Raw genomic sequence first — 23,674 nt, 5'->3', positions numbered from 1 at the left:
GGTCAGTACCCCGTCATCTCAAGGTATCCGCGCCCTTGGTGGCTGCCGGATACGGTTACGGGGCCTTCCCAATATTCGAATCTTGTGCCCATCCACGCGCTGGGAGTGATGGCCGAAACCTCGACGTCCAAATTCTGGTCGGGCAGGGTAACGTGCCATTGGACGGGGACGTCCCGGTCCGCCACACGCGCGGTGTCCAGCGGCGTAAAGGATACGGATCCATCCGGCAGGGGTGTCGTCGTTCCGTCCGGCGAGATCCATGTGGCCGCCGTGAAATCTCCGCGTCCGCCGCGCAGGCGGAAAGCCATCAACTTGTCTCCGTCATCAAAGCTGAGCGAAAACCAATCCCAACCACTCTGATCTGCCGCCAATGGTTGCGAGGACCACTCGCGATCCAACCAGCCCTGACCGGTGACCGCAACATCGCGATCGGGCAGGTGCAGCACGCCTTCGACCGTGTAGAAGGGCTGAGAATAATAGTAACTCGCTTGACCGTCGCTGGATTTGACCGAGTATCCGGCGTCTCCGTGAAACACCAACGGGCCTTGGGCGGTGAGAGTCAGGTCATAGGCAAACTCGGCGCCACTGGCCGACAGGGCCACCGAACTGGGGTCCGCTCCTCGCATGTGCCATTCGTCGACCCAGGCCTCGAAGGGGGCGGCTGTTACACCGGCCTGACCGATCCCGCCGCGTGACAGGCGTTCTGCGAAGTAATGTGTTTCAGGCGTTGTGACGGCAGCGTGACCCATCCAGAGTTGCGGGCTCTGCCACCCTTCCGCCTCTAGCGGTTTCAGGGCTGATCGGAACAAGGTCCATTGAATACCGTAATCGCGCCCGTCTTCGCCGGTCAGGTTTGCGGTCAGGTACCACCATTCGATCCGAAACCCGGGATGTGGGCCGTGATCGCGGGGGAACTCGAACTGGTAACCAGGTTGCGGGATGTCAAACCCTTCGGCTGAGCCGCCCAGCCCGCCATAGCCCTGCGCGCGTAAGGCAGAAGGGAGCAGCAAGAACAGGATATATAGCCAGATCTTAACGTTCATTGGCAAACACCCTCAGCAAATCGGCAGGTGGTAGTCGAAGCAAACGCAGCGCGGGTAGGGCGGCAGCGACAAAGGCGGCCAGCAAAGTCAGTGCGAAAAGATAAGCCCAGTCCAATGGGAACAGATACATCGGTAGCCGCCAACCAAAGGCTTGCACGTTGATCACTGCCAGCAGGGCCCAGGCCAGAACCAACCCCAATGGCAGGGCCAGCACTGCCGTCAGCGCGGCCAACAGCACGCTGCGCAACAGTTCCAACCGTGCCAGTTGAGCCCGTGTCAGCCCCAGCGCCCAGACCGGAGCAATTTGCGGCAAGCGTTGGGTCCACAATGTCAGCAGACTGGTCAGGATGGCAAAGCCAGCAACGCCGAGCGTCAGAACGTTCAGCGCCGAAGTCACCACAAAGGTCTTCTCAAAGATCGCCAGAGACTGCGCTTTCATCGCCGCTTGCTGTACGACCGCCTGACGTGGCAAGTCAAACTGGTCCCGCAGGGCTTGCGCCATCTCGGTTGCCCGTTCGGGGTCTAGACGGATACCGAACCGGCGCGTGTCTGCGCCCGGTGCGATCCGGTCCAGTTGTGGCATCGACACGATGGCCTGACCGGTCGGGTTTCCGTAATCCGAATAGACGCCCGCAATGGTCAAGGTATGACCCTCTTTGAGGGTTAGCGCGTCTCCGGGCCACAGGTCCGAACGACGGGCGAGTTGTTCGTTGATCAGCACGGCCTTGCCCGCATGAAGGCGGTCCCACACGCCATCTGAGGATGCGATGATCGGCCAGTGATCGCGGTAGGTTTGATGGTCTACGATCCCATACAGAAACAACGGCCCCGTTTTGTGCGCCAGTTCAATGCTGCGGATCGGTAGAACCGCGTCCGCCTGCGGGTCCAGCCACTGTGCGATCTGCTGGCCTTGCCGATTGTCCGCGGCGGTTACATAAAGTTCGGAGGTCAGGCGTTGATCGAGCCAGCCGGTGAAGGTCAGCCGAAAGCTGGATACCATGGTGCCAACGCCGATATTCGCCGCCAGCGCCAGCAGAAGCGCCATCAATGCCAAGGACAGGCCGGGCAGCTGCGCTTGCATATCGGCCCAAACCCACTGCGCGACTGGCCTGCTTGCGCTGCGCTGGAAGGCCGACAGGGCAAGCGAAAGCAGATAGGGCAAGATCAGAGCGGCCCCCGTCAGGATGCCGCCCACCATCGCAAAGCCAGCGATCAGTCCCTCGAATGCGTACCCAACGACAAAACCGCCTGCGATCAGGATCAAACCGATCAACCCGGTGGTGCGGTGACCGTTTTCCGCGCCTCGCCAGGACTGCAAGCCAGCCCCTGTCAGCAAGGGCATTCGGGAAAGGCGAAACAGGGCCTGACCGCTGGCCAGTAGTGTGCCTGCAAAGGCCATCGCCAGACCGGCCAGAACCCATTGCGGTTGCAGGGTCATCTGCCCGTCGACCGGTGCGCCGTATAGCCCTCGCAGGGTGGCGGCAACGTCGGGCAGCAAGGCTCCGGCCAGTAAGAACCCGAGCACCAATCCCAATAGGCCGCCGATCAGGGCCAGCAGGGTCAGTTCGGCCATGATCATCCAGACCAACCGCCGCATCGACACGCCCAGCGCTCGCAAGGTGCGGATCATCGCGCGCCGCTGGGCAAAGGCCAGCCCGACGGTGCCATGAACAATGAAGAGCCCAACGGCAAAGGACAGCAGGCCAAAGGCCGTCAGGTTCAGGTGAAAACTGTCCGTCAGTTGCGCCGCATCCAGCCGGGAGGAGGCCTCAACGCGCTCCAGTTCGGGCGCGATGTCTGACAGCCGAGGGATGCCGCGCGGTTGTTCGGGCAGCACCAATAGGCGGGAGATCCGACCGGGTTTCTCCAGCAGGGTCTCGGCGACGCCGATATCGGTGAGGATCAGGTCAGGTGGAACTGCGTTTGATTGCAGGATCGGAGGAAGACCGTCTAGTGCCTTCAGCACCTCGGCCAGTTCGGGGGATGTCAGGAGATGACCGGGCGCGGTCAGCATGTCGGCTGGATCAGGGGGTGTTTCGGATTGTTCGATCTGCGTTACGGCGGGCAGGGCGGGATAGGCCACCATATCGACGCCCATCACCTGCACCGTGCGCCCGTTCAGGCGCAGGGGGCCTTCAAGAACCGCCGCCACTTGCCACCCGGCGCGGCGCAGCGTGACGTAGCGTGCAATTGGGATCGTGCCGGACGGGTCGCGCAATTCGTCGTACAGACCCAGCGCAAGCTGATCGCTGGCGCGCTGATAGCTGGCGCGCGCCTCGGCGTTGATGGCCTGCACGGCGGACCAGAGCCCTGTGGCCAAGGCAATTCCGATCAGCAAGGTGGCCAGTTGCAGCTTGTGACGCCGCCAATGCGAAAACAGAGCCTGTATGACCGCGCCGGTCATGCGATGTGACCGCCGGCCAGATGCGCGTGCCGGTCCAGCCGCCCGGCGATGCTCTGCGAATGAGTGACCAACAGCAGGGCGGCCCCGGTATCGGCCACCAGCGCCAGCATCAGGTCCAGCACAGTGGCGCTGGCGGTTTCGTCCAGATTGCCTGTAGGTTCATCCGCCAGCAGCAGCTTCGGCCGCGCAGCCATAGCGCGCCCGATGGCGACGCGCTGTTGCTGCCCACCCGAAAGGCTTTCGGGGAAGCGCGTCAGCAGGTCGGACAGGCCCAGCCGTTCGGCCAGTTGTCCCGTCCAGTCTGCATCCTCGCGGCCTGCCAGCCGGGCGTGAAACGTTAGATTCTGCGCGACTGTCAGCGAGGGGATCAGGTTGAATTGCTGAAACACCAGCGAAACGCATTGGCGTCGCAGCGTGGCGCGCCCCGCGTCATCTAGCGGCGACAGGGCGGTGCCGCTCAGCGTGATCTCTCCGCCGTCGAAACTGTCCAATGCCGCCGCCAGATTGAGAAGCGTGCTTTTGCCGCTGCCGCTTTCTCCTGTCAGAGCCAGTGTCTGACCCTGATCGAGGGTCAGTGACACGTCCCGCAAAACGGGGCGCCCACCCGGATAGGATTTTTGGACCCTGTCGATCGTCAGCAACATGCAAATACCTCGGACTGTGCCAGAAACAATGTGCGCTGCTGCTCGCCAGAGTCCAGCACCCAGCCGCATTCGTTTCCATTCGCCGCAGCCTTGTCCTTTGCAGGTTAAGTCGCCATTGTGGTGGAACTTCTTCAGGCCGGAACAAGATAAGCGAATTGATGACGTTAACGCAGCAGATCCTTTGGGGCAGTATCTATCTGGGCATCTGCTTTCTGATCGAGATTATCCTTCTGACGTGGTGCACGCAGGTTGTACGGGTTGCGTCCCTGCGCTTGGAAAACAGCAAAAGGTTCGTTTCGATTGCGGCTCCGATCTGTATCGCGCTTTTCTTTATCGTGGCCATCCACACGTTTCAGGTCTGGCTTTGGGCGGTTGTCTGGGTGTTTGGGGACGTGCTGCCCGACTGGAACTCGGCTCTGTATTTCTCGCTGGTGACATTCACGACCTTGGGCTACGGCGACATCGTTTTGGGGGAACCACTGCGCATTTTCGGGGCTTTTGCCTCGGTTACGGGCTTGTTGGCCTTCGGGTTATCCACGGCCTTTATGGTCGCGCTGATGACACAGGTTTTCAAAGAAGAACTGATGTCCTAAAGGATCGGCGCGAACAGCCGCGCAAGGGGCGACCCAAATCTGATAAATGCCGGTTGGTCGGGCAGTTTCTTGGTCAGCTCATAACTTTTTTCGAAATCGGCCCGCAGCATTTCGTCCACCGCTTGCGCCGCTTTTGGATCAAAGAACAAGGCCATTGCCTCAAAGTTCAGACGGAAAGAGCGGTTGTCCAGATTGGTGGTTCCCACGGCCGCCAGCGTGTCGTCGACTACAAAGGCCTTCTGGTGCATGAAGCCATCGGTGTAGCGGAACACCCGCGCGCCGCAATCCGTGACCTCATCGAAATAGGCAAACGCAGCCAGCCAGGGTAGGCGGTGGTCGATCACGTCCGGCACGAGAATACGCACGTCCACACCACGCAAGGCGGCGTGTTGCAGGGCGGTCATGATGTCGATATCCGGCACGAAATAGGGAGAGGCGATCCACAGCCTCTCTTTCGCTTCGGTGATGGCGGCAAAGAACATCATTGCGCCGGTTTCCGTGTCATCGCCCGGGCCGGTCGCAACGATCAGGGCGTTCATGTCCTGCTCGGATTCCGATCCGGCCCAGTCCAGCTGTTCGATCAGGTCCTCTTCATGGGCCCAGTGCCAGTCTTCGGTGAAAATCAACTGCAATTGCCGGACGATATGGCCGGTCATCTGGATATGTGTGTCGCGCCAGTGGCCGAAATACGCGTCTTGCCCCAAGTATTCGACACCAACATTATGCCCGCCGATGAATCCTGTTTCCCCATCGATGATCACGGTCTTGCGGTGATTGCGGTAATTTAACTGAAAGCGGTATTGCGGCCCGCGACGGTCCCGCGGGTTGGCGATCTCAATCCCGGCGGCGCGCAATTCATCCAGATAGGCTGTTGGCAAGCCATAGCTGCCCACAGCATCCGTCATAAACCGTACCGACACACCGCGTTTGGTGGCGGCAATCAGCTTTTCCTTGAGCTGTTTGCCAAGCGCATCATCCCGGACGATGTAGAACTGGATCAGGACATAATTCCGCGCCGCATCGATGGCTTTAAAAATGGCGTCGAACGTCGCTTGCCCATCAATCAGTAACTCGGCCCCGTTCCCGCGCGAGACAGGCAGATGCGCTAGCACTTCGAACGGGCGGGGGTTGATGGGCATCGAGTCCGGGTCGGGTTTCGAGAAATCCGCAAAGGTCTTGATGCCTTCAACGACTCGCTCGCTGTGCTTGCGAGCAATACGATAACCGCGGAACCGGTGGTGCCCCAGAAACAGATATAGTGGCACGCCGACAAACGGGGCTGAGATCAAAAGGACCACCCATCCGACGGCCCCTTGTGGCGTGCGGGCGGTCTGGGCCGCCCGTATCGAAAACACCGCGGCCGTCACGTATAGAAAAAAGACGAACGCGGAAACTAGAAGTGTCCACATGGGGTTATCGGTCTCTGAGTGCCTTATTCACCCCCAGTGTAGATGCGATTCCAATCATTCGCCATATCAACAATGACCCATCCCAAGCCGGGGCCTTTGTCCAACCCATCGACCAGCTTCCCAATCGGGCTTTCGCGGTCATAAGCCCATTCGCGTTCGGCATCGGTGTGGTGGATCAGGACGCCCAGACGCGGACCATCGCCGGCGGTGGTCCATTCCAGCATGGCGAAGTCACCGTCCGAGTTACCGACGGCCAGAATGGGGCGTCTGCCGATTGTACGTTCGATGTTGACGGGCTTGCCCTCTTTGTCATCGATAAAGGCGATGCCCGGGGCCTTGGTGATAACCGGCGAACCATTGGCCGTTTCATAGGTCGTATCGGCATAAGTCCCCAGAACCTGCTCGGGCGGAATGCCATAGGCATCCTCGGCAAATACGCGCATAAAATGCAGGCCACCGCCCGAGACGATATAGGTGCTGAACCCTTCATCCCTGAGATAGCGCAGCAGTTCCACCATCGGCTGATATGTCATCTGATCGTAAGTCAAACCGGTATCGGGGTGGCGCGCGGTGTCCAGCCACTCGGCGACTGTCGACTGGAATTCTTCGACACTGGCGCCGGAATGCGTGGTGTTCAGGACCTCGATCAAGGCATCGTGACCGCCCTCGGCAACGGCTTGCAAATCACCCTTTGCCGCAGCTTCCAGTGTCGGCGTAGTCAGGATCGAGGGGTCCGCCTCAGCCAGTTCGGCAAGGCGATCCAATGCGAAGGTCAGTTGAAAATAGACAGGCTGCTCGGCCCATAGCGTGCCGTCATTGTCGAACACCGCAACCCGCTCGGCCGGGGTTACGTAATCGACACCGTTCGGGTCGGTTACAGCCTCAACAAACTCGATGATCCTGTCTTTGGACGCGGACGTGCCCCAACTGGGCAGTGGGTCGGCAAACAAAGCCGCCGGTATCATGAAAACAGCGACCGAAAGAGCAGCATTCCTCATTTGAAATTTCCCTATTTGAATCGGAAAAAGGCCGCCGTTTGACGGGCGGCCCTTCATTTGCTGAGGGGTTAGTTGTTGGCCGGTGTGGACAGTTTCTCCATCACCTGATCCAGGTTGAAGCTGGCGGCCTTCTGTCGTGGCGGGAACTCCTGGAAGGTCTCCAGGAAGCCGCCGACATATTGTTGGGCAGGCACCAGGAAATAGGCCCGATCCAACAACCAGTCGTAGTAGGTGTTGGACGTCCGGTAGGCACGCTCATAGGGATCGCGACGCAGATTCACGATCAGCGGAATGCGCAGTTCGGTCCAGGGTTCCATCCAGGCACGCAGGGTGGCCCATGCCTTTTGCTCGAGGAAGATCAGTTTCCAATCGTCAAAGCGCAGCGCGGTCAGGTCACCGTCGTCCGAGAAATAGAAAATCTCACGGCGTGGGCTTTCCGCGGTTTCGCCGGTCAGCAGGGGCAGGATATTGTAGCCATCCAGATGCACCTTGTAGTCACGGCCCATACCGGACGAGCTGTAGCCCGCCTTCAGCTTTTCCTTGATGTCCGGATCACCGGCGACGGCAAGATAAGTCGGCAGCCAGTCCATATGGTGCACGATCTCGTTGGTAACCGAACCGGCCTCGATCTGTCCGGGCCAGCGTACCATCGACGGAACGCGCCAACCACCTTCCCAGTTGGTGTTCTTCTCACTCCAGAACGGTGTCATGGCGGCGTCCGGCCATGTGTTCATGTGCGGTCCGTTGTCGGTGGAATAGTGGACGATCGTGTTGTCGGCGATGCCAAGCTCATCCAGCAGGTCCAACAACTGACCCACATGAAGGTCATGTTCAATCATGCCTGCGGTGTATTCATCGGTCACGCGGCCTGCGATGTCGTTGGCCTGCGCGCGCATCTCATCCTTCACGTGGGTACGGAAGTGCATCCGAGTGCCATTCCACCAAACATAGAAAGGTTGGCCTTGTTCGTGGGCACGCTTGATGAAGTCGATGGCAGCCGCAACGGTCTCTTCGTCCACGGTCTCCATGCGCTTACGGGTCAGGGGGCCGGTATCCTCGATGGTGCCGTCGGCCTTGGACTTGATGACACCGCGTGGGCCATAAGCCTCGCGGAAGGTGCGCCCGTCGGCCAGAACAGCATCGCCGGGATAATCCTCGTTTTCAGGCTCTTCCTCGGCGTTCAGGTGGTATAGATTCCCGAAAAATTCGTCAAAACCGTGGTTTGTCGGAAGATGTTCATCCTTGTCGCCTAGGTGGTTCTTGCCGAACTGACCGGTGACATAGCCATGGTCCTTCAGAAGGCCCGCGATTGTCGGGTCCTCAACCTGCATCCCCAGATCAGCGCCCGGCAGACCAACCTTGGACAGGCCGGTCCGAAACACCGATTGACCCATGATGTAGGACGAGCGGCCAGCGGTACAGGATTGTTCGCCATAGTAGTCGGTGAAAATCATGCCTTCCTTGGCGACGCGGTCGATGTTCGGCGTCTGATAGCCCATAAGACCCATCGTGTAGGCCGAGATATTGGACTGACCGACATCGTCACCCCAGATGACCAGGATGTTGGGTTTCTGGTCCTGCGCCCAGGCTGGAAGTGCCAACGCAACGGCGACAGTTGCCACAGCAATGCGACGCAATTCGGTGCGCCACCTGTTTGCAATCGAACGTGGTGGTGACATGGTATGCTCCTGATCTGAAAGGGTCTTTATGGCCCGGAGGTGTGTCTGTGTTCGGCGGCTGGCGAAATCAGCCAAAACGGTCTGTAAAAAATGGTCGAATTCTGAACGGCAAAGCATCACCCTTCCGGGAATCGAACGCGATCAGATTAGGCGATTTGCTGGATTGAAAACTCATCATATGATGGTATTGAAAAATTCTAATGTTTGACAAAGCGAATAATATTAAGCTCTTGCAGAAGGCCGGGTGGTTCAGCAAACGCTCGGACGCGTTTCGTCGCGGCTTGCTGGCCTGCGGGGCTGCAAAGTCCTTTGAGCCGTGGGAAACTCTGTACCATCACGGAGACCCGGCAAACGGAATTTTCGCCGTCCTTAGCGGTGGTGTTCAGATCACAGCGCCGGCGGATGACGGGCAGGAGTTTGTGCTGCACCGCGAGGGTGCCGGTTTCTGGATTGGAGATTTGGCACTTTTTGCCGACACCCCCCGACTGATCAGTGTTGTCGCCACGCAAGAGACGCAAACGCTGTTTTTTCCGCACTCGCGGATTTCCAAATTGGTTCGGGACAATCCGAATTACGTTCGCGACTTTTATGCGTTGACCCAGGAAAACATGCAGACAGCGCTTCGAATAATGGCCAATCTGGCCGTGACTGGCAGTGAAAAAAGGTTGGTGTTGCGGCTGCTTCACCTGGATGAGGGCGCATCTGAATCCGAAGGTTGGATTGACGTGTCCCAGGACGATTTGGCTGAGATGATCGCCGTGTCGCTGCCCACGCTGCACCGCATCTTGCACCGGCTAGCTGACACGGATTTGATCGAACTCGGGTATGGTCGCGTTCGGCTGAAGGACCGACAGGCGCTGATCGCCAGTTGCCAGACCTGAGGTCAGGGATTCAGCGGCGGAAGGGATCGGGCACGGTTTTTCGGTGCAGCCACAAGTTCGTTCAAGGCGGAAATTGCACCAGGCCAATCAGGCGTTTTTTTCGTGTTATCAGCGCTATACCGCGTTGAGCCAATCTTGCTCAAACATGCTTCAAGGCCGTGATACCCTTGGGGGTCGTCACAGCGCCGCTTCCAAGTCTCAAGCGCAGAATATGCGGCCGAAAGGTCTTGGTCATGCAGTGCACGGCGCAGTTGCGCGAGGGCGAATTCCGGGGACGCGCGGTATGCCTGTTCACGCGCCGCCTTCCAACTGCGATATCGCGGTGTCATCCACCGCATAAGGGTCCAGACGGCCACCAGTGTTGCGGCGACCCACACAAAGTACCTGATCAATGTATATGCGGACGGAAGTTCGGGTTTGGGCGCAGCCAGCTTCAGTTCCACGGCTTCGACGTCAACGGTTTCTACGGCGTTCGTTGTCAGGTTGAACCACTGCAGAGAAACCGGCGGCAGCTGAGTTTCACCGCCGTCCTGGGCCAGGTAAACAGTTTCATCAATACGTTGGCCCGACAGAATGCCGCGATCCTCGGTTTCGGTGAACCGTGCCTCTTTGGGATAAGGGCGTAGCAGAGGGTCCTGATTATTCTGGATTAACTGCGGGATCATGATCGGGCTCGTGCCCCAAATGCGTGCTGTCAGCCGCCGGGTGACCGCATCGCCTGCCTGCATTTCGGTTGGGCCTTCTACCTCCTGCTCCAGTTCAAAGCCCGTCGCGATAATCAGAGGGCTTAGGTCTCGCGCACCATCCGGGACCACGGCGTTGATTTTGATCGGCGGCAGCGAAACGGAAACCTGGGTCGGGCTGTTTGTTTCCGGGTCCGCAAACGTGACCGTCATGTCCTGAGCGTCAAACTCAATCGCGCCCGGCGCCAGAGGGTAGATGCGATAGCTCCGCTGAACGCCGGACCATGTCGCGCCGTTCACGGACTCGCTGACAGGCCCCGAAGCGCGCTCGGGCAGGCGCACCAGAAGGTTTTCCTGTTCAAGTGCGGGAAAGATCGGAGGAGACGGCATGAAGGTCGGCACCAGAACCTTTATGCGCAGGATGGCCGGTTGCCCGACGATCACGTCCTCACTTGGCGGCTGCACCGTGACCTGCGGTTGCGGTGAGTTCGAGGTTTGCGCGAATACCGCGCACGGAAACAGCGAGAACATGAGGAAGGCTAAATATCTCATTGTTCCTGCTCCTGATTTTCCAGGCGAAACCGGTTGCGTAAAAAGTCCTGCATATCCGTATCAATCGCGCTGATCCATTGATCCGCTGACAGGGGTTTAGCATCTTCGGTCTGGGCCTGAATGGTCGTGTTTTCCCCGCGTGCGGCTTCGTTGTCGAACACGGTGTCATCCGCTCCGATGCCAGATTCTTCGCCGGTATCGGATTGTTCCCGCGTGGTTTCGACATAGTTCAGAATGGCTGTGGCAACTTCAAGGTTATGCTGGGCTTCCGGCCAGTTCGGACGGCGGTCCAATGCCGTTCCAAAGGCCGAAATGGCGGGCCGGTATTCGCGATTACGAATGCGCGCCATGCCTTCGGCAAAAGCGGCCTCTGGCGTGTTCAATTCGGCAAAGATGGCTGCGGCTTCCGGGTACTGGCCAGCCCTCAGCCTCGCGTAGCCTTCGTGATAGGGGTCCTCAAACAGCTCTGCGGCGTCCGCGTAGCGTTTCTGGTTCATTGCGATCTGGCCCTGCTGATCCGGTGTCAGGAACCAATCTCGCCAACCTTCTGCAGTGGCGGGGCCTGCGGGCTGTATCAGAAACAGCCCCAGCAGGGCCCAGCGGATCACCCAGCCCCGCCGGAACCAGAGCAGCGACAGCAGCGCTGCAGGCCAAGCCAGGATCCAACCCCGATCCTTCCAGTCCAGACGATCGTCGTCATCCAACGCATCCACATATGCCGTCTGAATTTGCCGCTGTAGTCGCGCGATATCCCGGTCATCATTTGAAAACGGAACCACGGCGGCGTTCTTCAGATTATTCAGTTGAACAATCCCATTCCCGTTGGGAAGCATGGTCAGAAAGAAAACCTGAGTCGAAGCGTTCTGAAACTTGGTCAGCTGTGATGGGTCGATATCATCCAGAACAAACAGGACAGCCCCTGGTGTGTCGCTTTCATCCAATATGCTTTGCGCGAGCGTCAGGGCATCACCGGCGGCATCCCCTTGCTTGGGCATCACTGCCGGGGTCAGCCCCTCAAGCAGCGGGCGCAGGATATTCGCGTCCTCGGTCAGCGGGGCCACGCGGTGCGGTGAACCGGCATAAGCGATCAGCGCCGTTCGCGCGCCAGCGCGGGCGTTGATCAGGTCGGTAATCTTGAACTTTGCACGCTCCAACCGCGACGGGGGCAGGTCGGCGTTCTCCATGCTCTCGGTGACCTTCAGGGCGATGACCAGCGGGGCCGTATCCGCCACAAGCGGGTTCTGCGCGCGCGACCACGTTGGCCCCGCAGCGGCAATGGTGACCAGCACGGCGGCGATCATGGCCACGTCAATGGGATAGATGTGCCGCTTGTCCTCACTGTCCAACCGCAAGGCCGCAGCAAGGTGCGGAGCAACACCAAATGGCAGATCAGTCTGTCCCGAGCGTTTTGGGCGAGCCACCCACCAAAGACCTGCAATCGGTATCAGGAAAAGCAGATAAGCCGCTCTTAAAAAATGAAATTCTGTCAACGCGTCGATCATGGGAGGCTCCTTCGACGCTGTGCGAAGTGCAACCCAGCGGCGCTGCCCAACATAAGCAACAGGGCGGCCAACAACGGATAGTGTGCGAGACTTTCCTGCGGTCGGTAGCTTTGGGTTTCAACTATTCTAGGGTTTTGCTCATCAATGCGCTGGTAGGTCTGGGCCAGCGCGGCCTCGTCATTGGCAAAGAAGTATTCCCCGCCAGTCCGATCCGCGATGGCTTTCAAGGCGTCTAGGTCTACACGATCCTCGCCCGACGCATTGGGATCGCCAACACCGATGGTGTAGATGACGACGCCTTTGTCAGCCGCAATGGCGGACGCGTTGGTGGGCGTCATGCGGCTGGACGTATCTGCGCCGTCGCTGAGAACGATCATCAGGCGCTGATCCACTTCGCTTGCGTCAAAAGTGCGGATACCCAAGCCGATAGCGTCACCCAATGCAGTGTTGGGGCCTGCCATTCCAACTTGAGTTTGGTCCAGGAACCCATTCAAACTATTGAGGTCTTCTGTGAACGGTGCTTGGACAAAGGCCCGGGTGCCAAAGATGATCAACGCCATCCGGTCGCCCTGACGTTCGGCAATGAACCTGCGCATCACGTCTTTGACCGCCTCCAGCCGTTGTTTGGGCGTGCCGTCGGTGGATTGGAAATCACGCTGATCCATCGATCCTGAAATATCGAGCGCCAACACCACGTCTCGGGCGGATTTTTCGATCACGATCGGGTCTGACAGTTTTTCCGGGCGCGCCAAAGCTGCCACCAACATCAGCCAGATGAGAGTGACCACAGCGGTTTGCAGCATCGGCCTGTGCGCGATGACCGATCCCGATTTGGGTTCAATACCTGCTGCCTTGGCGACATGGCGGAAGAAGGGGATGCGGATCGAACTGGATTTCTCCCGGTGAGGTGGTGCAAGCCGATAGACCAGCAAGGGCAGTGGCAGAAGAAGAAAGACCCAAGGCGCTGCAAAAGAGATCATTGCTGCCTCCTCGGAGCTTTGTGGGTCCTAATCCAGTCTCGCGCGAAATTGGCGACCTTCGGATTGGGAGGGCTGGACCTGTATGGGGCGTCAACAAGGGCTTGCGCATCAGATGAAGAAATCGAAGTCTTATCAGCGGATTGCTTGAGAAATGTAATCCATTCCGGGCCGTGAAGGCTGGCCACCTGATCACGCGGAAAAGCGGCTAGTGCGGTACGTCGCAGGATTTCCGCAATCTTGGCGACATCACCACCGGCAGCTTGCAAATCAGCCAACGCGGTACGACGGTACGCATTCGATCTTCGGTGCCGCCGGTACAGGTAAACGGCGCATACGACCACCGCAGCCAGAAGCAACACCAACACAGCCCAGCCCCATGTCTGCGGCGTCATTGGTATCGGCGCGGGCGTCGGTGCGGGTTCGAGCATGTCCAGCAGCTCGACAAGGGATTTGCCTTCGACATCGACGCTCATCTTTGTCCTCCGCGATGGCCGAATTGCCGAAGCAATTGATCCAGGGCCGGTTCTGCGGTGGTCAGCGGCACAATTGGAAAGCCATAGCGGCGCGACCACTCTCGCAGCTGCGCCAACCTGTCCTCCAGCGCCGCCCTGATGCGTTCCGGCAATTCCGGATCCGAGCTGTCGAGTTCGATTTGAGCGTCCCCATCCGAGACGGTGGCGCGCAGCTCCGGGCTCAGGTCACGCGAACTGGGGTCGGAAATGTTGAACAAGATCAGATCGTTGGATTGCGCCAATCTTCTCAGCAGGCTTTCCGAGGCCTCATCCAGGCCGTCAAAGTCCGAAAACACGCATATCAGCGCGTTGGTATGTGCGATCCGGGCGGCCTGTTTCAGAACGTCGTTCAGCGAAACGGTCGGCTCGGGCCGCAGCGTTGCGTTCAAGTTGCAATTCAGCGCCGCGACTGAAGACAGGAAGCGTTTCAGTGCAGCGGGGCGGCGTTGGGGGCGATGCTCGGCCAGATCAGTGTCGCCAAAGACAATCCCGCCCACGCGGTCGCCTTGGCCCAGAACGCGATGGGCGGCGATCGCGGCAGCTTCGGCCGCGATGACTGATTTCATGTAAACCTCGGTTCCGAAAAACATCGAAACGCGCTGATCGACCAGCAAGAGGGCAGGGCGGTCCCGTTCCTCGGTATAGACCCTAACATGCGGTTTTCCGGTACGGGCGGTCACCTTCCAGTCGATTGTGCGGATGTCATCGCCGGGCAGATAGGTGCGTAGTTCTTCGAAGTTCAAACCACGCCCACGCAGGCGCGACGCGTGGCGACCGTTGAGGATCGAGCGCGCTGGTTGCCGCGGCAACAAACTGATTGCGCGCGACCGGACGCCCAGTCGTAACAGATGGTCCGCATCTACATGGATGCGCGGGTCGTCGGGGTATGTGGCGGTTTGGGCCACGGGCTCTCTTTCTGTTCAGTCAGGGCAACGCGACGAGGCGCAGGATTTCCGCGATCACATCGTCCGCCGTTTTAGCGTTGCCCTGTGCCTCGAAACTGAGCGTGATGCGGTGGCGAAAGACGTCATGCGCGATGGCGCGAATATCGGCGGGGTCGACGTAGTCGCGCTGGTTCATCCATGCGTGCGCGCGCCCACATTTGTCCAATGCCAGCGATGCGCGCGGGCTAGCGCCGATTTCGATCCAACCGGCAAGCTCTTCGCTGTACTTCTCGGGTGTTCTGGTCGCTTGCACGAGGTCGGCCATATACCTGTCCATGGCGTCGGACACGTGGATCTGCCCGATTTCCGCCCGTGCCTGAAACACAGCATCCTGTGGGATTGGTGCCGGTATCTCGCCGGTTGATCCGGACCCTGCGGCGATGTCTTCACCGCGCACCAGACGGATCACTTCAACTTCGTCCTCGACCGGGGGATAGGTGATCTGCACATGCATCAGAAACCGGTCCATTTGTGCCTCTGGCAAGGGGTAGGTGCCCTCCTGCTCGATCGGGTTCTGGGTCGCCATCACAATGAACAGCGGTTCCATTTTGTGCGTGGTGCCCGAGACGGTGACCTGCCGCTCTTCCATCGCTTCCAACAACGCGGCCTGCACTTTGGCCGGGGCGCGGTTGATCTCATCCGCCAGAACGAGGTTTGCAAAGATCGGGCCGGGGTCGAACCGGAAGGTGCCGCCGTCATCAGTTTGCTGGAATACTTCGGTACCTGTCACGTCTGAGGGCAACAGGTCGGGTGTGAACTGTATCCGGCTGAAACGGGCATCCAGATTGCGCGCCATGGCTTTGACGGCGCGGGTTTTCGCCAGTCCGGGCAGGCCTTCGATCAGAAGGTTGCCGTTTGCCAGAAGACCGATGAGCAGCCGGTCAATCACCTCGGTCTGGCCAATAATTGCCTGCCCCATGCGGGCCTTAAGATCATGTATCTGATTAAGTGCATTCATTAATTTGGTCCAATCGTGGCCGGACGTCGGGAAAGACATGGCTGATCACGCCGAGGCGAGTTGAGCTGGAATGTGCAGTAATGGCCGGACGTTAGCAGCCTTACAGCATCCGATCCACTATGAAATCCGTTCCGCGATATGTTGCAGATCGGCGCGTAGCTGGGGGCGAATTTCACCGTGGTTTGGGGCGTCGCGTAGCGTTTCGAGCCAGTGACGCGGCGGTTGTTTCCCGGCTGCACGGTTCCATGTCAGATCGCTGAGTATGGATCGCGCCTCGTTGTTCAGTAGGTCAGGTATGGCGATCCCGTTCAGGGTTGCCCAAACCCCGCTCCAAAGCCGTGCGACGGACCACGGATTGTAGCCTCCGCCGCCCAGAACCAGAAGACGAGGGGCCATGTCGCGCAAACTGGCAACCGTGCGCCAATGGGCATTGTTGGACAGGGTCAGCCGCGACAAGGGGTCCTCGGCCACCGCATCCGCGCCGCATTGCAATACGATGGCCTGAGGGTCAAAAGACGCCGTCGCCGGCAGTATCAGCTGATCGAGGATGGCAAGAAACTCATCATCATTGAGGTTGCGGGCAACTGGCAGGTTAAACGCCGCCCCACCCGCATCGTCGTTCAAAGTGCCACTGAAGGGCCAGCGGGCCCCTTCGTGAACCGAGATCATTCGAACCTTCGTTGACCCGCAAAAGGCCGCTTCGACGCCGTCACAGTGGTGGGCGTCGATATCGACATAGACGATGCGATCAAGACCCGCGTTCAGCAGGGACAGGATCGCCAGAACCGGGTCGTTCAGATAACAGAACCCGTTTGCCCGGTTCGCCAGCCCGTGATGCGTGCCCCCTGCGGGGCTGAAGACGATGCCGCCATCCCGAATCAGTTCGGCCGCCAACATCGACCCTCCGGCAGCGGTGGCTGGGCGCCGGTACATTTCAGGGAAGACGGGGTTTGACAGGGTGCCCAGCGCGTATTTCTGCCGTACCTCGTCGGACACGGCCTGATCCCGCTCGGCCTGTTGCAGGGCAGCGATATAGTCAGGCGTGTGAAACGCGGTCAGCGCCGAGGGTTTCGCGCAGGGGCTGACGCGATAGTTCGAGGGCGACAGCCACACCTGCGCCCGGCACAGATCAATGACGGTGGAGACGCGCGGAATGGCCAATGGATGCTTCGAGCCATAGGTCGAGTTGCGATAGATTTCCGAGCCGATGAACAGCGGGCGTTGCATCGTCTAACCTGCGGTACGCGGAGAGTTCTCTTCGCCCAGCCTGCCATCAAGCGACATCAGGATTGCAACAGGGCGCAGCGCGGGAATATGGCTGAACACGATCAGGATGCAGACAGTCAGCGGGACGCTGAGGAAGGCGCCGATCAGGCCCCAGATTGTGGTCCAGAACATCAGCGCCAGAATAACCAGAAAGGTGGACATGTTCAGCGAACGGCCTAGCAGGGCGGGATCCAAAAAATTGCCGATCACGAATTGAATGGTGCCGCAGCCCAGCACGATGATCAGGAACGGGCCGATGCTGTCGAACTGAACCAATGCAATCATTGACGGAAAGATCACCGCGATGATGGACCCGATGGACGGGATGAAATTCAGTGCAAAGGTCAGCACGGCCCAGGTCTCGGCAAATTCCAGGCCCAGCAGCTTGAACACCGAGTAGCTGATGCCCGCCGTGATCAGGCTGATCAGGGTTTTCACCCCCACATAGCGTTGCAGGCTGAACGTGATAGCATCCAGGATCGAGGCGAACTCTATCCCGGTTTTCGGGTCACCGGCGGCCAGTTGGATTTTTTTGCGAAAGGCCAGCCGTTCGGCCATCAGGAAGGCGACGTAAAGGCTGATCAGAAAGAACTGGTTCAGCAATGACGTGGCGCTACCCAGAAGGACGCGCGCGACATAGGACATGTCGATGTTGATCAGGTTGTCGCGGATAAACTTGGTCACGTCATTGCCCACCAGCCCAGTGACGCGGTTGACCGCTTCGTCGAACTGGTTCTCATAGGTGCCGATCGTGCGGGCAAATTGGGTCGCCTGGCTGCCCAGAATATACATGATCACGAACAAACCGGCCAAAACCACAGTGACACCCGCGACATTGGCCAGCCAGACCGGCATGCGGGTCAGGGCGATGATCCGATCGCTGAGCGCGATGATCAGGACGTTGATCAGCAGGGCCATCGTCAACGGGATCAGAAATGCAGAACCGGCGTACAAACCCAGCACCACAAGGGTCGTTACAATCGACACATCCCGAACAACGGACAGCTTGAGCTTTGTCGGTCTCGCGGTTTGGTCTTGGTCCGGTGTCATGACTTGGCTCATCCTGAGAATTGCGCTTGTGTCCGATCCTGCACAGCAAGGCCGGATTATGCAATGCGCCCAAATGTTTGTCAGAGATTATTTGCGCAGAAAGCGGATTTGCCGGTTTAGCGGCCAATGCTGGCGGGTTAGGCTTTCGGTATGAATGCCAGTGTGATTCCCTTTCTCAACCGACCGATTCAGGCGCTTTGGGTGGCCATCACTCGATTTGATGCCAAGAACGGCTTCGTCATGAGCAGCCACGTCGCCATGTCACTGATGTTAGCTGTGTTTCCATTTGCCCTTTTCACCGTGGCGCTGGCGGGGTCGCTGTCGCAGGATTACGTGACCAACGAATTGATCGAGCTGATTTTCGGTGCATGGCCCAAGGATGTGGCCGGTCCGATCGTTGCCGAATTGCGCTCGGTTCTGGCCGAGTCCAGCTCGGGCGTGATTACGTTGGGTGGTCTGCTGGCGGTGTTCTTTGCCTCGAACGGCGTGATGGCGGTGCGCAAGGCGATGAACCAAGCCTACCATGATTTTGACAGCTGGCCGTTCTGGAAAACACGGCTGCTGTGTCTGGGTCTGGTGATCGCGGGTGGCATCACCATCATGATCATTGCCGCGGTCGAGGTCATCCTGCCCGTATACACGAATCTGGTTTCCGAAAAGACGGACGTGAAGGTGTCAGAATGGTTGTCGGTGGATCGCTTGCGCTGGACCTTCACGGTGGCCGTTCCGGCCGGAGCCGTCATCCTGGCGCATCTGATCCTGCCAACCGGGCGCCACAAGCTGCGGCAGATCCTGCCCGGCGTCTTGCTGACGCTGGCCTTGTGGGCGGCAGGGGGATGGGGCTTTTCGGTCTATATCGCGCAATTTGCCTCGTACAGCGCCACCTATGCAGGGCTGGCCGGGGCGATGGCCGCGCTGATCTTTCTATATCTCTGCGCGGCGATCCTGATCCTGGGCGCGGAATATAACGGCGCCCTGATGGACCTGCAGAACGATTCCGACGGGCCCGAAACGTGAGGGCGGCGCTTCTCGTCTGGCTGTTTCTGCCAGGGTTCGCATTTGCCCAATCGCCGGAATATGTCGGCTCGGATCAGTGCATCGAATGCCACACGGCTGAGGCCGAGGCCTGGGCGACCTCTCATCACGCGCTGGCCTGGACCGAAATCGAGGCCGGGCATATCGTGGCGGATTTTGACGGAACCCGGTTCGACCATGACGGCATGTCGGTCGAGTTCAGTGTGGCCAGCGATGGTCCGCAGGCCAACGTGACCGAAAAGGACGGCGTAACCACTGAATACGGTGTGCATTCGGTTGTGGGGATCGAGCCCCTGCAGCAATACCTGTTCGAGACAGAACCCGGCCGGCTGCAAAGCTTCGATGTCGTCTGGGATACCGAGGCCCGACAGTGGTTCCACCTGTATCCCGATCAGGACCTACCGCCGGATGACGGGCTGCACTGGACGGGCCCATACAAGAACTGGAACGCCCGATGTGCCGAATGCCACGCCACCGGGTTCGAAAAGAACTATGACGCGCAGACCCGCAGCTATGCCTCAACTCAGTCCGAGATCGGGGTCGGGTGCGAGGCCTGCCACGGCCCCGGATCGGCACATATCGACTGGACGCGAGGCCAGAAACTCACCGCCGACCTGAACGAATTCGGATTCACCATGAGCTGGGGCAGGGGCCGGACCGAGGACGAAATCCAACAATGCGCCGGATGTCATTCGCGGCGCGAGGCGCATGGCGACGGCAATCCGACACCGGGAACGCCGTACCACGAGGCATATAATTTGGCGGTGCTGCGCCCCGGTCTTTATCACCCGGACGGGCAGATTTTGGACGAGGTCTATGTCTACGGCTCGTTCTTGCAATCCAAGATGTACGCGCAGGGCGTTGGGTGCATGAACTGTCATGACCCGCACAGCGCCGAGCTTAAGGCGGACGGAAATGGGGTCTGCACGCAATGCCACTCTCCGGCGGGCAACCCTGATTTTCCGACATTGACCGCCAAGGAGTATGACACCTCTGCGCACCACCACCATCCGGAAGACAGTGCGGGCGCGCAGTGCAAGTCCTGCCATATGATCGAGCGTGTCTATATGGGCGTCGACGGGCGGCGCGATCACAGTTTTCGCATCCCGCGCCCCGATCTTGGGTTAGGCGAAGACGCTTGCACCGATTGCCACCAAGCCGAGGATCAGGCCTGGGCCGCGAAACGGATAGAGGAGTGGTTTCCGGCGTCCACCCACCGCGGGCCGAATTATGGAACGGTGTTTCAAGCGGCTATAGACGGGCGCGCTGACGGGCCGGACGCTCTGCTTGGGATTGCGACGGATCCTTCCCAACCGGGTATCATCCGCGCTACGGCCGCTTATTTGCTGCAACCTTTCGGCTCGGCAGACGTCGCGGAACAAACGGCCTCGTTGTTGTCTGACACAGACCCGCTGGTGCGCGCGAACGCGGTGGTTTTGCAACGTCAGGCTGCCTTGCCGGATCAGATACAGCGGCTGGAGCCCTTGCTGTCCGACCCATTGCGCAACGTCCGCATCTCAGCCGCCAAAGAGTTTTTGAACATCCCCGGCAAAGCCCTGACCCCGGAACAGCAGGCGCAGGTCGCTAGGGGCATGGAAGAATGGCAGGGCACGATTGCGAACCGTCTGGACTTCCCCGAAACCCACCTTGTTCTGGGGGGCATGGCGTTGACCTTCCGCAACGCCCCGGCCGCCGAACGCGCCTTTCGAGAGGTTGTCACCCTGGACCCACAACGGGCTGAGGCCTGGCCCATGCTGGTGCAACTGGCGCAGATCAACCGTGGCGCGGATGCGGCGCGGGAGGTATTGCAAGAGGGGCTGGAAGTGTTGGCGAACGATCCCGTGCTGCTGCAATTCAGGGCGCAACTGGCCCCGTAAAACGGCAAGGCTTGGCCCGGTTTCGGTCACGATCCCGGCAAATTTGGGCGTTAACCATGGTCCTCAATGTTGTTTTGTTTCGCTTGTACGGCTGCCTATGTCACAGAAACCGATCCACACGTCGCAGCTGCAAAACCCCTTGTCCGTGGGTCAGAGGGTCGCTGATTTGCAGGCCAAAAAGCCGGAATACATCAACCACGGCGAGGCGTTGTTGTTGCAACAGACTGCCACCGCGTCGCTGCGCGAGCAATTTTTGACCGGAGATCGAAGCTGGATCGACGACTGATTCAGCCCCGGAACCCCGTGGCGACCACAAATTTCTCGGAACTGTCGGAACGGGATGCGGGCGGTTTTACATTGGCCACCTTCTCGAACTTCTGTTTCAACAGCTTCTGCAGATCGCCCTCGGCGCCACCGGCCAGAACCTTGGCGACAAAGGTGCCGCCTTCTTCCAGCACGTCAAAGGCGAAATAGGCCGCTGTTTCACACAGGGACATGATCCGCAGGTGGTCGGTTTGTTTGTGCCCCGATGAGGCCGCCGCCATATCCGACATGACCACGTCGGCTTTACCGCCCAGCCAGTCTTTGACCTTCTGGTCGGCATCGTCCTCCATGAAGTCCAGCACATGCGCCGTAGCGCCCGCGACGGGTTCAACCTCTTGCAGGTCCACGCCCAGAACGGTGCCGATCCGCTTGCCGCTTTTTTCGCCCAGCGCGTTCACCCGTTTAACTGCAACCTGAAGCCAGCCGCCAGGCGCGCAGCCCAGATCGACCACCCGCGCGCCGGGGACCAGAAAGCGGAACTTGTCATCCAGTTCCAATATCTTATAGGCCGCGCGTCCGCGATAACCTTCGGCATTCGCGCGTTTCACATAGGGGTCATTCAACTGCCGCTCAAGCCAACGGGTCGAGCTGAGCTTACGCCCGCGCGCTGTCTTGACTTTGACTTTCAGGTCGCGCTGTCCACGGCCTGAGTTGTTTTTGCCATTCGGTGTCTTCGCCATCAGAACGGTCCGTCTTCCAATACGCCGTCCGCACTCATCTGTGCATAAAGCAGACCTTCGCGCAGCCCCCGGTCCGCCACAGAGAGGCGGTCGGTGGGCCAACAGCGAAGCAATGCCTGCAAAATGGCTGAGCCGGACATAATCAGGGCCTGCCGGTCATCGCCGATCCGCGGATCGCGCCGCCGCCCCAGTGGGCCGAGTTCTAAGTACCCTCGTATGACTTTGTCAATCTGATCGCTGGTCATGCGCAGACCGTCCACTTTGGTGCGATCGTAACGCTTCAGACCCAGATGCGATGCGGCCACGGTTGTCACGGTGCCACTGGTGCCGACGATCTGGAACCCTTCGCGGGCCTGTTCATCCTTGTAGGGGGCGAAATCGGCGAGGTTCTCTTCGAAAAACCAGCTCATCAGTGCAAAACGGGCCGAGTCGTCCTCGACATCGTGGAACTGGTCACGCAGCGTTGCGACCCCCAGGGGCACGCTGATCCAGTCCACCACCTTGGCTGCCGGAAAAGGACTGTCGGCCGTATGGAACCCGTGGTGCAGACGCATGATTGCAGCAGGGCGGTCGCGGCGCGGAACCGATGAGATGTCGATCCACACCAGCTCGGTCGAACCACCGCCGATATCGACGACCAGCAACTGCTCGGTCTTGGTCGATACCAGTGGCGCGCAGGAGATCACGGCCAGACGCGCCTCTTCCTCGGGCTGGATGATCTCCAACGTCAGGCCGGTTTCGCGCCTCACCTGCCGGATGAAATCCCGTGAGTTCTTCGCGCGCCGACAGGCCTCGGTCGCGACCAGCCGCATCCGTTTGACCCTGTTGCGTTTCAGCTTTTGCTGGCAGATTCGCAGCGCCTGTATGGTGCGCGCCATCGAGGACCGAGACAGCCGTCCGGTCCGTTCCAGACCCGCGCCCAACTGCACGGATTTGGAGAAGCTATCCACCACATGGAACCCGCTACCCTTGGGCTGGGCTATCAACATGCGGCAGCTATTAGTTCCCAGATCCAGCGCCGCATACAACGCATCTGGATCGGGTCTTGCCGGCGCGGGGCTTTCGACCGCCTTCGGGAACGCGCCCGCACCTTTGGGACGCTTGGGCGCCATCTTAAACGCCCTCCGATTTTCGAGTTACCCTGACCATAGGTCGGGCAATTGTTTCGTGCAAGACGCTCATTAAAGTGATGAGTATTTTGATGTGCGCGTTTGCGTTAGAATTCAGTACAAGCCCTGTATCCCGTTGTAGGCAAAAAGGTCGCTTGAAATACGCCGTGTGTCGAAATTCGACCGACCTGAGCTCGCATAGAAGTTTAGAAACTGCCCATCTGGTTAGGAGGAATCAAAGGCAATGCCTGACGTCACCATCGTATATTGGCGCGACATTCCCGCCCAAGTTATCGTCGGCAAAGGCCGTCGTGGCGCAAAGCGGCAGTTGGAGGAGCGGTTTGAACAAGCCATCGACCGTGCTGCCATGAAGGTGAACGCCAAGGACAGCGATGCCTACCTGGCTGAATGGCGCAAGGCAGAGCCTTTCGCGGTTGAGGGCGACCCGTCCGAGATTGCCGAGGCCGAAGCTGTGCGTCTGGAAACTGAATACGATCAGGATCGCATCAAGGCGCTGATCGCTAATGACGGTTGGGCATGAGCCCCAGATC

Annotated in this window: 22 protein-coding genes; 6 read left to right on the top strand and 16 right to left on the bottom strand. The window is 59.4% G+C overall.

The genetic code is table 11. The annotated features are described in order from the left end of the window. Positions 1-2: 2 nt before the first annotated feature. From GOX63_RS02980 to GOX63_RS02970, 3 genes are read right to left on the bottom strand one after another with little or no spacing between them, the layout of a single operon-like run. Positions 3-1,043 carry a lipocalin-like domain-containing protein gene (locus tag GOX63_RS02980; protein WP_170544731.1) on the bottom strand — a complete coding sequence of 347 codons (1,041 nt, stop codon included), beginning with the start codon at positions 1,041-1,043 and terminating at the stop codon, positions 3-5. Continuing rightward, on the bottom strand, positions 1,033-3,447 hold the full coding sequence (locus tag GOX63_RS02975) for an ABC transporter permease (protein ID WP_170544728.1): 2,415 nt from the start codon (positions 3,445-3,447) through the stop codon (positions 1,033-1,035). Before GOX63_RS02975 ends, GOX63_RS02980 begins: the two co-directional genes overlap by 11 nt. After that, positions 3,444-4,091, bottom strand: coding sequence for an ABC transporter ATP-binding protein (locus GOX63_RS02970; protein ID WP_170325012.1), 648 nt, complete (start codon positions 4,089-4,091; stop codon positions 3,444-3,446). The genes GOX63_RS02975 and GOX63_RS02970 overlap by 4 nt, the downstream gene beginning before the upstream one ends. A 158-nt stretch (positions 4,092-4,249) precedes the next feature. Between GOX63_RS02970 and GOX63_RS02965 the strand changes: the two genes are divergently transcribed. Then, positions 4,250-4,684: an ion channel gene (locus GOX63_RS02965; RefSeq protein WP_170325010.1), complete on the top strand. Its 435-nt coding sequence runs from the start codon at positions 4,250-4,252 to the stop codon at positions 4,682-4,684. Here the strand turns inward: GOX63_RS02965 and cls are convergent. The 3 genes from cls to GOX63_RS02950 all read right to left on the bottom strand — a co-directional run bounded on the left by cls (position 4,681) and on the right by GOX63_RS02950 (position 8,770). Then, on the bottom strand, positions 4,681-6,093 hold the full coding sequence (gene cls, locus GOX63_RS02960; RefSeq protein WP_170325008.1) for a cardiolipin synthase: 1,413 nt from the start codon (positions 6,091-6,093) through the stop codon (positions 4,681-4,683). The two genes, GOX63_RS02965 and cls, sit on opposite strands and share 4 nt — an antisense overlap. Positions 6,094-6,116: 23 nt before the next feature. After that, entirely contained in the window at positions 6,117-7,091 is a 975-nt protein-coding gene (locus GOX63_RS02955) for an HAD family hydrolase (RefSeq protein WP_170325007.1), read from the bottom strand. A 68-nt stretch (positions 7,092-7,159) separates the two neighbouring features. Then, positions 7,160-8,770 carry an arylsulfatase gene (locus GOX63_RS02950; protein WP_217356178.1) on the bottom strand — a complete coding sequence of 537 codons (1,611 nt, stop codon included), beginning with the start codon at positions 8,768-8,770 and terminating at the stop codon, positions 7,160-7,162. 200 nt (positions 8,771-8,970) lie between these two features. Between GOX63_RS02950 and GOX63_RS02945 the strand changes: the two genes are divergently transcribed. Beyond that, positions 8,971-9,651, top strand: coding sequence for a Crp/Fnr family transcriptional regulator (locus GOX63_RS02945; protein WP_170325006.1), 681 nt, complete (start codon positions 8,971-8,973; stop codon positions 9,649-9,651). A 2-nt stretch (positions 9,652-9,653) separates the two neighbouring features. Here the strand turns inward: GOX63_RS02945 and GOX63_RS02940 are convergent, their stop codons facing one another. The 8 genes from GOX63_RS02940 to GOX63_RS02905 form a co-directional block, all read right to left on the bottom strand. Then, complete coding sequence (locus tag GOX63_RS02940) at positions 9,654-10,886, bottom strand: BatD family protein (protein WP_170544725.1); 1,233 nt, start codon at positions 10,884-10,886, stop codon at positions 9,654-9,656. Continuing rightward, entirely contained in the window at positions 10,883-12,388 is a 1,506-nt protein-coding gene (locus tag GOX63_RS02935; RefSeq protein WP_170544722.1) for a VWA domain-containing protein, read from the bottom strand. The genes GOX63_RS02940 and GOX63_RS02935 overlap by 4 nt, the downstream gene beginning before the upstream one ends. Next, a complete protein-coding gene (locus tag GOX63_RS02930) occupies positions 12,385-13,368 on the bottom strand; it encodes a VWA domain-containing protein (RefSeq protein WP_170325003.1) in 984 nt (327 codons plus the stop codon). Before GOX63_RS02930 ends, GOX63_RS02935 begins: the two co-directional genes overlap by 4 nt. Further along, positions 13,365-13,841: a DUF4381 domain-containing protein gene (locus GOX63_RS02925; protein ID WP_170325001.1), complete on the bottom strand. Its 477-nt coding sequence runs from the start codon at positions 13,839-13,841 to the stop codon at positions 13,365-13,367. The genes GOX63_RS02930 and GOX63_RS02925 overlap by 4 nt, the downstream gene beginning before the upstream one ends. Beyond that, a complete protein-coding gene (locus GOX63_RS02920) occupies positions 13,838-14,785 on the bottom strand; it encodes a DUF58 domain-containing protein (protein ID WP_170325000.1) in 948 nt (315 codons plus the stop codon). The genes GOX63_RS02925 and GOX63_RS02920 overlap by 4 nt, the downstream gene beginning before the upstream one ends. A 19-nt stretch (positions 14,786-14,804) precedes the next feature. Next, complete coding sequence (locus GOX63_RS02915) at positions 14,805-15,782, bottom strand: AAA family ATPase (RefSeq protein WP_170324999.1); 978 nt, start codon at positions 15,780-15,782, stop codon at positions 14,805-14,807. Positions 15,783-15,899: 117 nt separating this feature from the next. Beyond that, positions 15,900-17,009 (bottom strand): acetoin utilization protein AcuC, encoded by a 1,110-nt coding sequence (locus GOX63_RS02910; RefSeq protein ID WP_170324998.1) that lies wholly within the window; start codon positions 17,007-17,009, stop codon positions 15,900-15,902. 3 nt (positions 17,010-17,012) lie between these two features. Then, the gene (locus GOX63_RS02905; RefSeq protein ID WP_170324997.1) at positions 17,013-18,098 is read right to left on the bottom strand and encodes an AI-2E family transporter; all 1,086 of its coding nucleotides are present in this window, start codon (positions 18,096-18,098) and stop codon (positions 17,013-17,015) included. Positions 18,099-18,248: 150 nt separating this feature from the next. Here GOX63_RS02905 and GOX63_RS02900 point away from each other — a divergent pair, with 150 nt between their 5' ends. From GOX63_RS02900 to GOX63_RS02890, 3 genes are all read left to right on the top strand, one after another. Next, positions 18,249-19,115, top strand: a complete 867-nt coding sequence (locus GOX63_RS02900; RefSeq protein WP_170324996.1) for a YihY/virulence factor BrkB family protein — start codon at positions 18,249-18,251, stop codon at positions 19,113-19,115. Further along, positions 19,112-21,010 carry a multiheme c-type cytochrome gene (locus GOX63_RS02895; protein ID WP_170324995.1) on the top strand — a complete coding sequence of 633 codons (1,899 nt, stop codon included), beginning with the start codon at positions 19,112-19,114 and terminating at the stop codon, positions 21,008-21,010. The genes GOX63_RS02900 and GOX63_RS02895 overlap by 4 nt, the downstream gene beginning before the upstream one ends. A 97-nt stretch (positions 21,011-21,107) precedes the next feature. Continuing rightward, complete coding sequence (locus GOX63_RS02890) at positions 21,108-21,296, top strand: hypothetical protein (protein WP_170324994.1); 189 nt, start codon at positions 21,108-21,110, stop codon at positions 21,294-21,296. Between the two features lies 1 nt (position 21,297). Here the strand turns inward: GOX63_RS02890 and GOX63_RS02885 are convergent, their stop codons facing one another. Further along, the gene (locus tag GOX63_RS02885; protein ID WP_170324992.1) at positions 21,298-22,014 is read right to left on the bottom strand and encodes an RlmE family RNA methyltransferase; all 717 of its coding nucleotides are present in this window, start codon (positions 22,012-22,014) and stop codon (positions 21,298-21,300) included. Further along, on the bottom strand, positions 22,014-23,126 hold the full coding sequence (locus GOX63_RS02880; RefSeq protein ID WP_170324991.1) for a Ppx/GppA phosphatase family protein: 1,113 nt from the start codon (positions 23,124-23,126) through the stop codon (positions 22,014-22,016). The genes GOX63_RS02885 and GOX63_RS02880 overlap by 1 nt, the downstream gene beginning before the upstream one ends. 241 nt (positions 23,127-23,367) lie before the next feature. Here GOX63_RS02880 and GOX63_RS02875 point away from each other — a divergent pair, with 241 nt between their 5' ends. Continuing rightward, positions 23,368-23,664 (top strand): virulence factor, encoded by a 297-nt coding sequence (locus GOX63_RS02875; RefSeq protein ID WP_170324990.1) that lies wholly within the window; start codon positions 23,368-23,370, stop codon positions 23,662-23,664. The last annotated feature ends 10 nt before the right edge of the window (positions 23,665-23,674 follow it).

It is taken from the genome of Ruegeria arenilitoris (assembly GCF_013031355.1).
Lineage (GTDB): Bacteria > Pseudomonadota > Alphaproteobacteria > Rhodobacterales > Rhodobacteraceae > Ruegeria > Ruegeria arenilitoris_C.
Note: the sequence above shows the minus strand (reverse complement) of the source record. Positions and strands in the feature narration are given on the sequence as shown.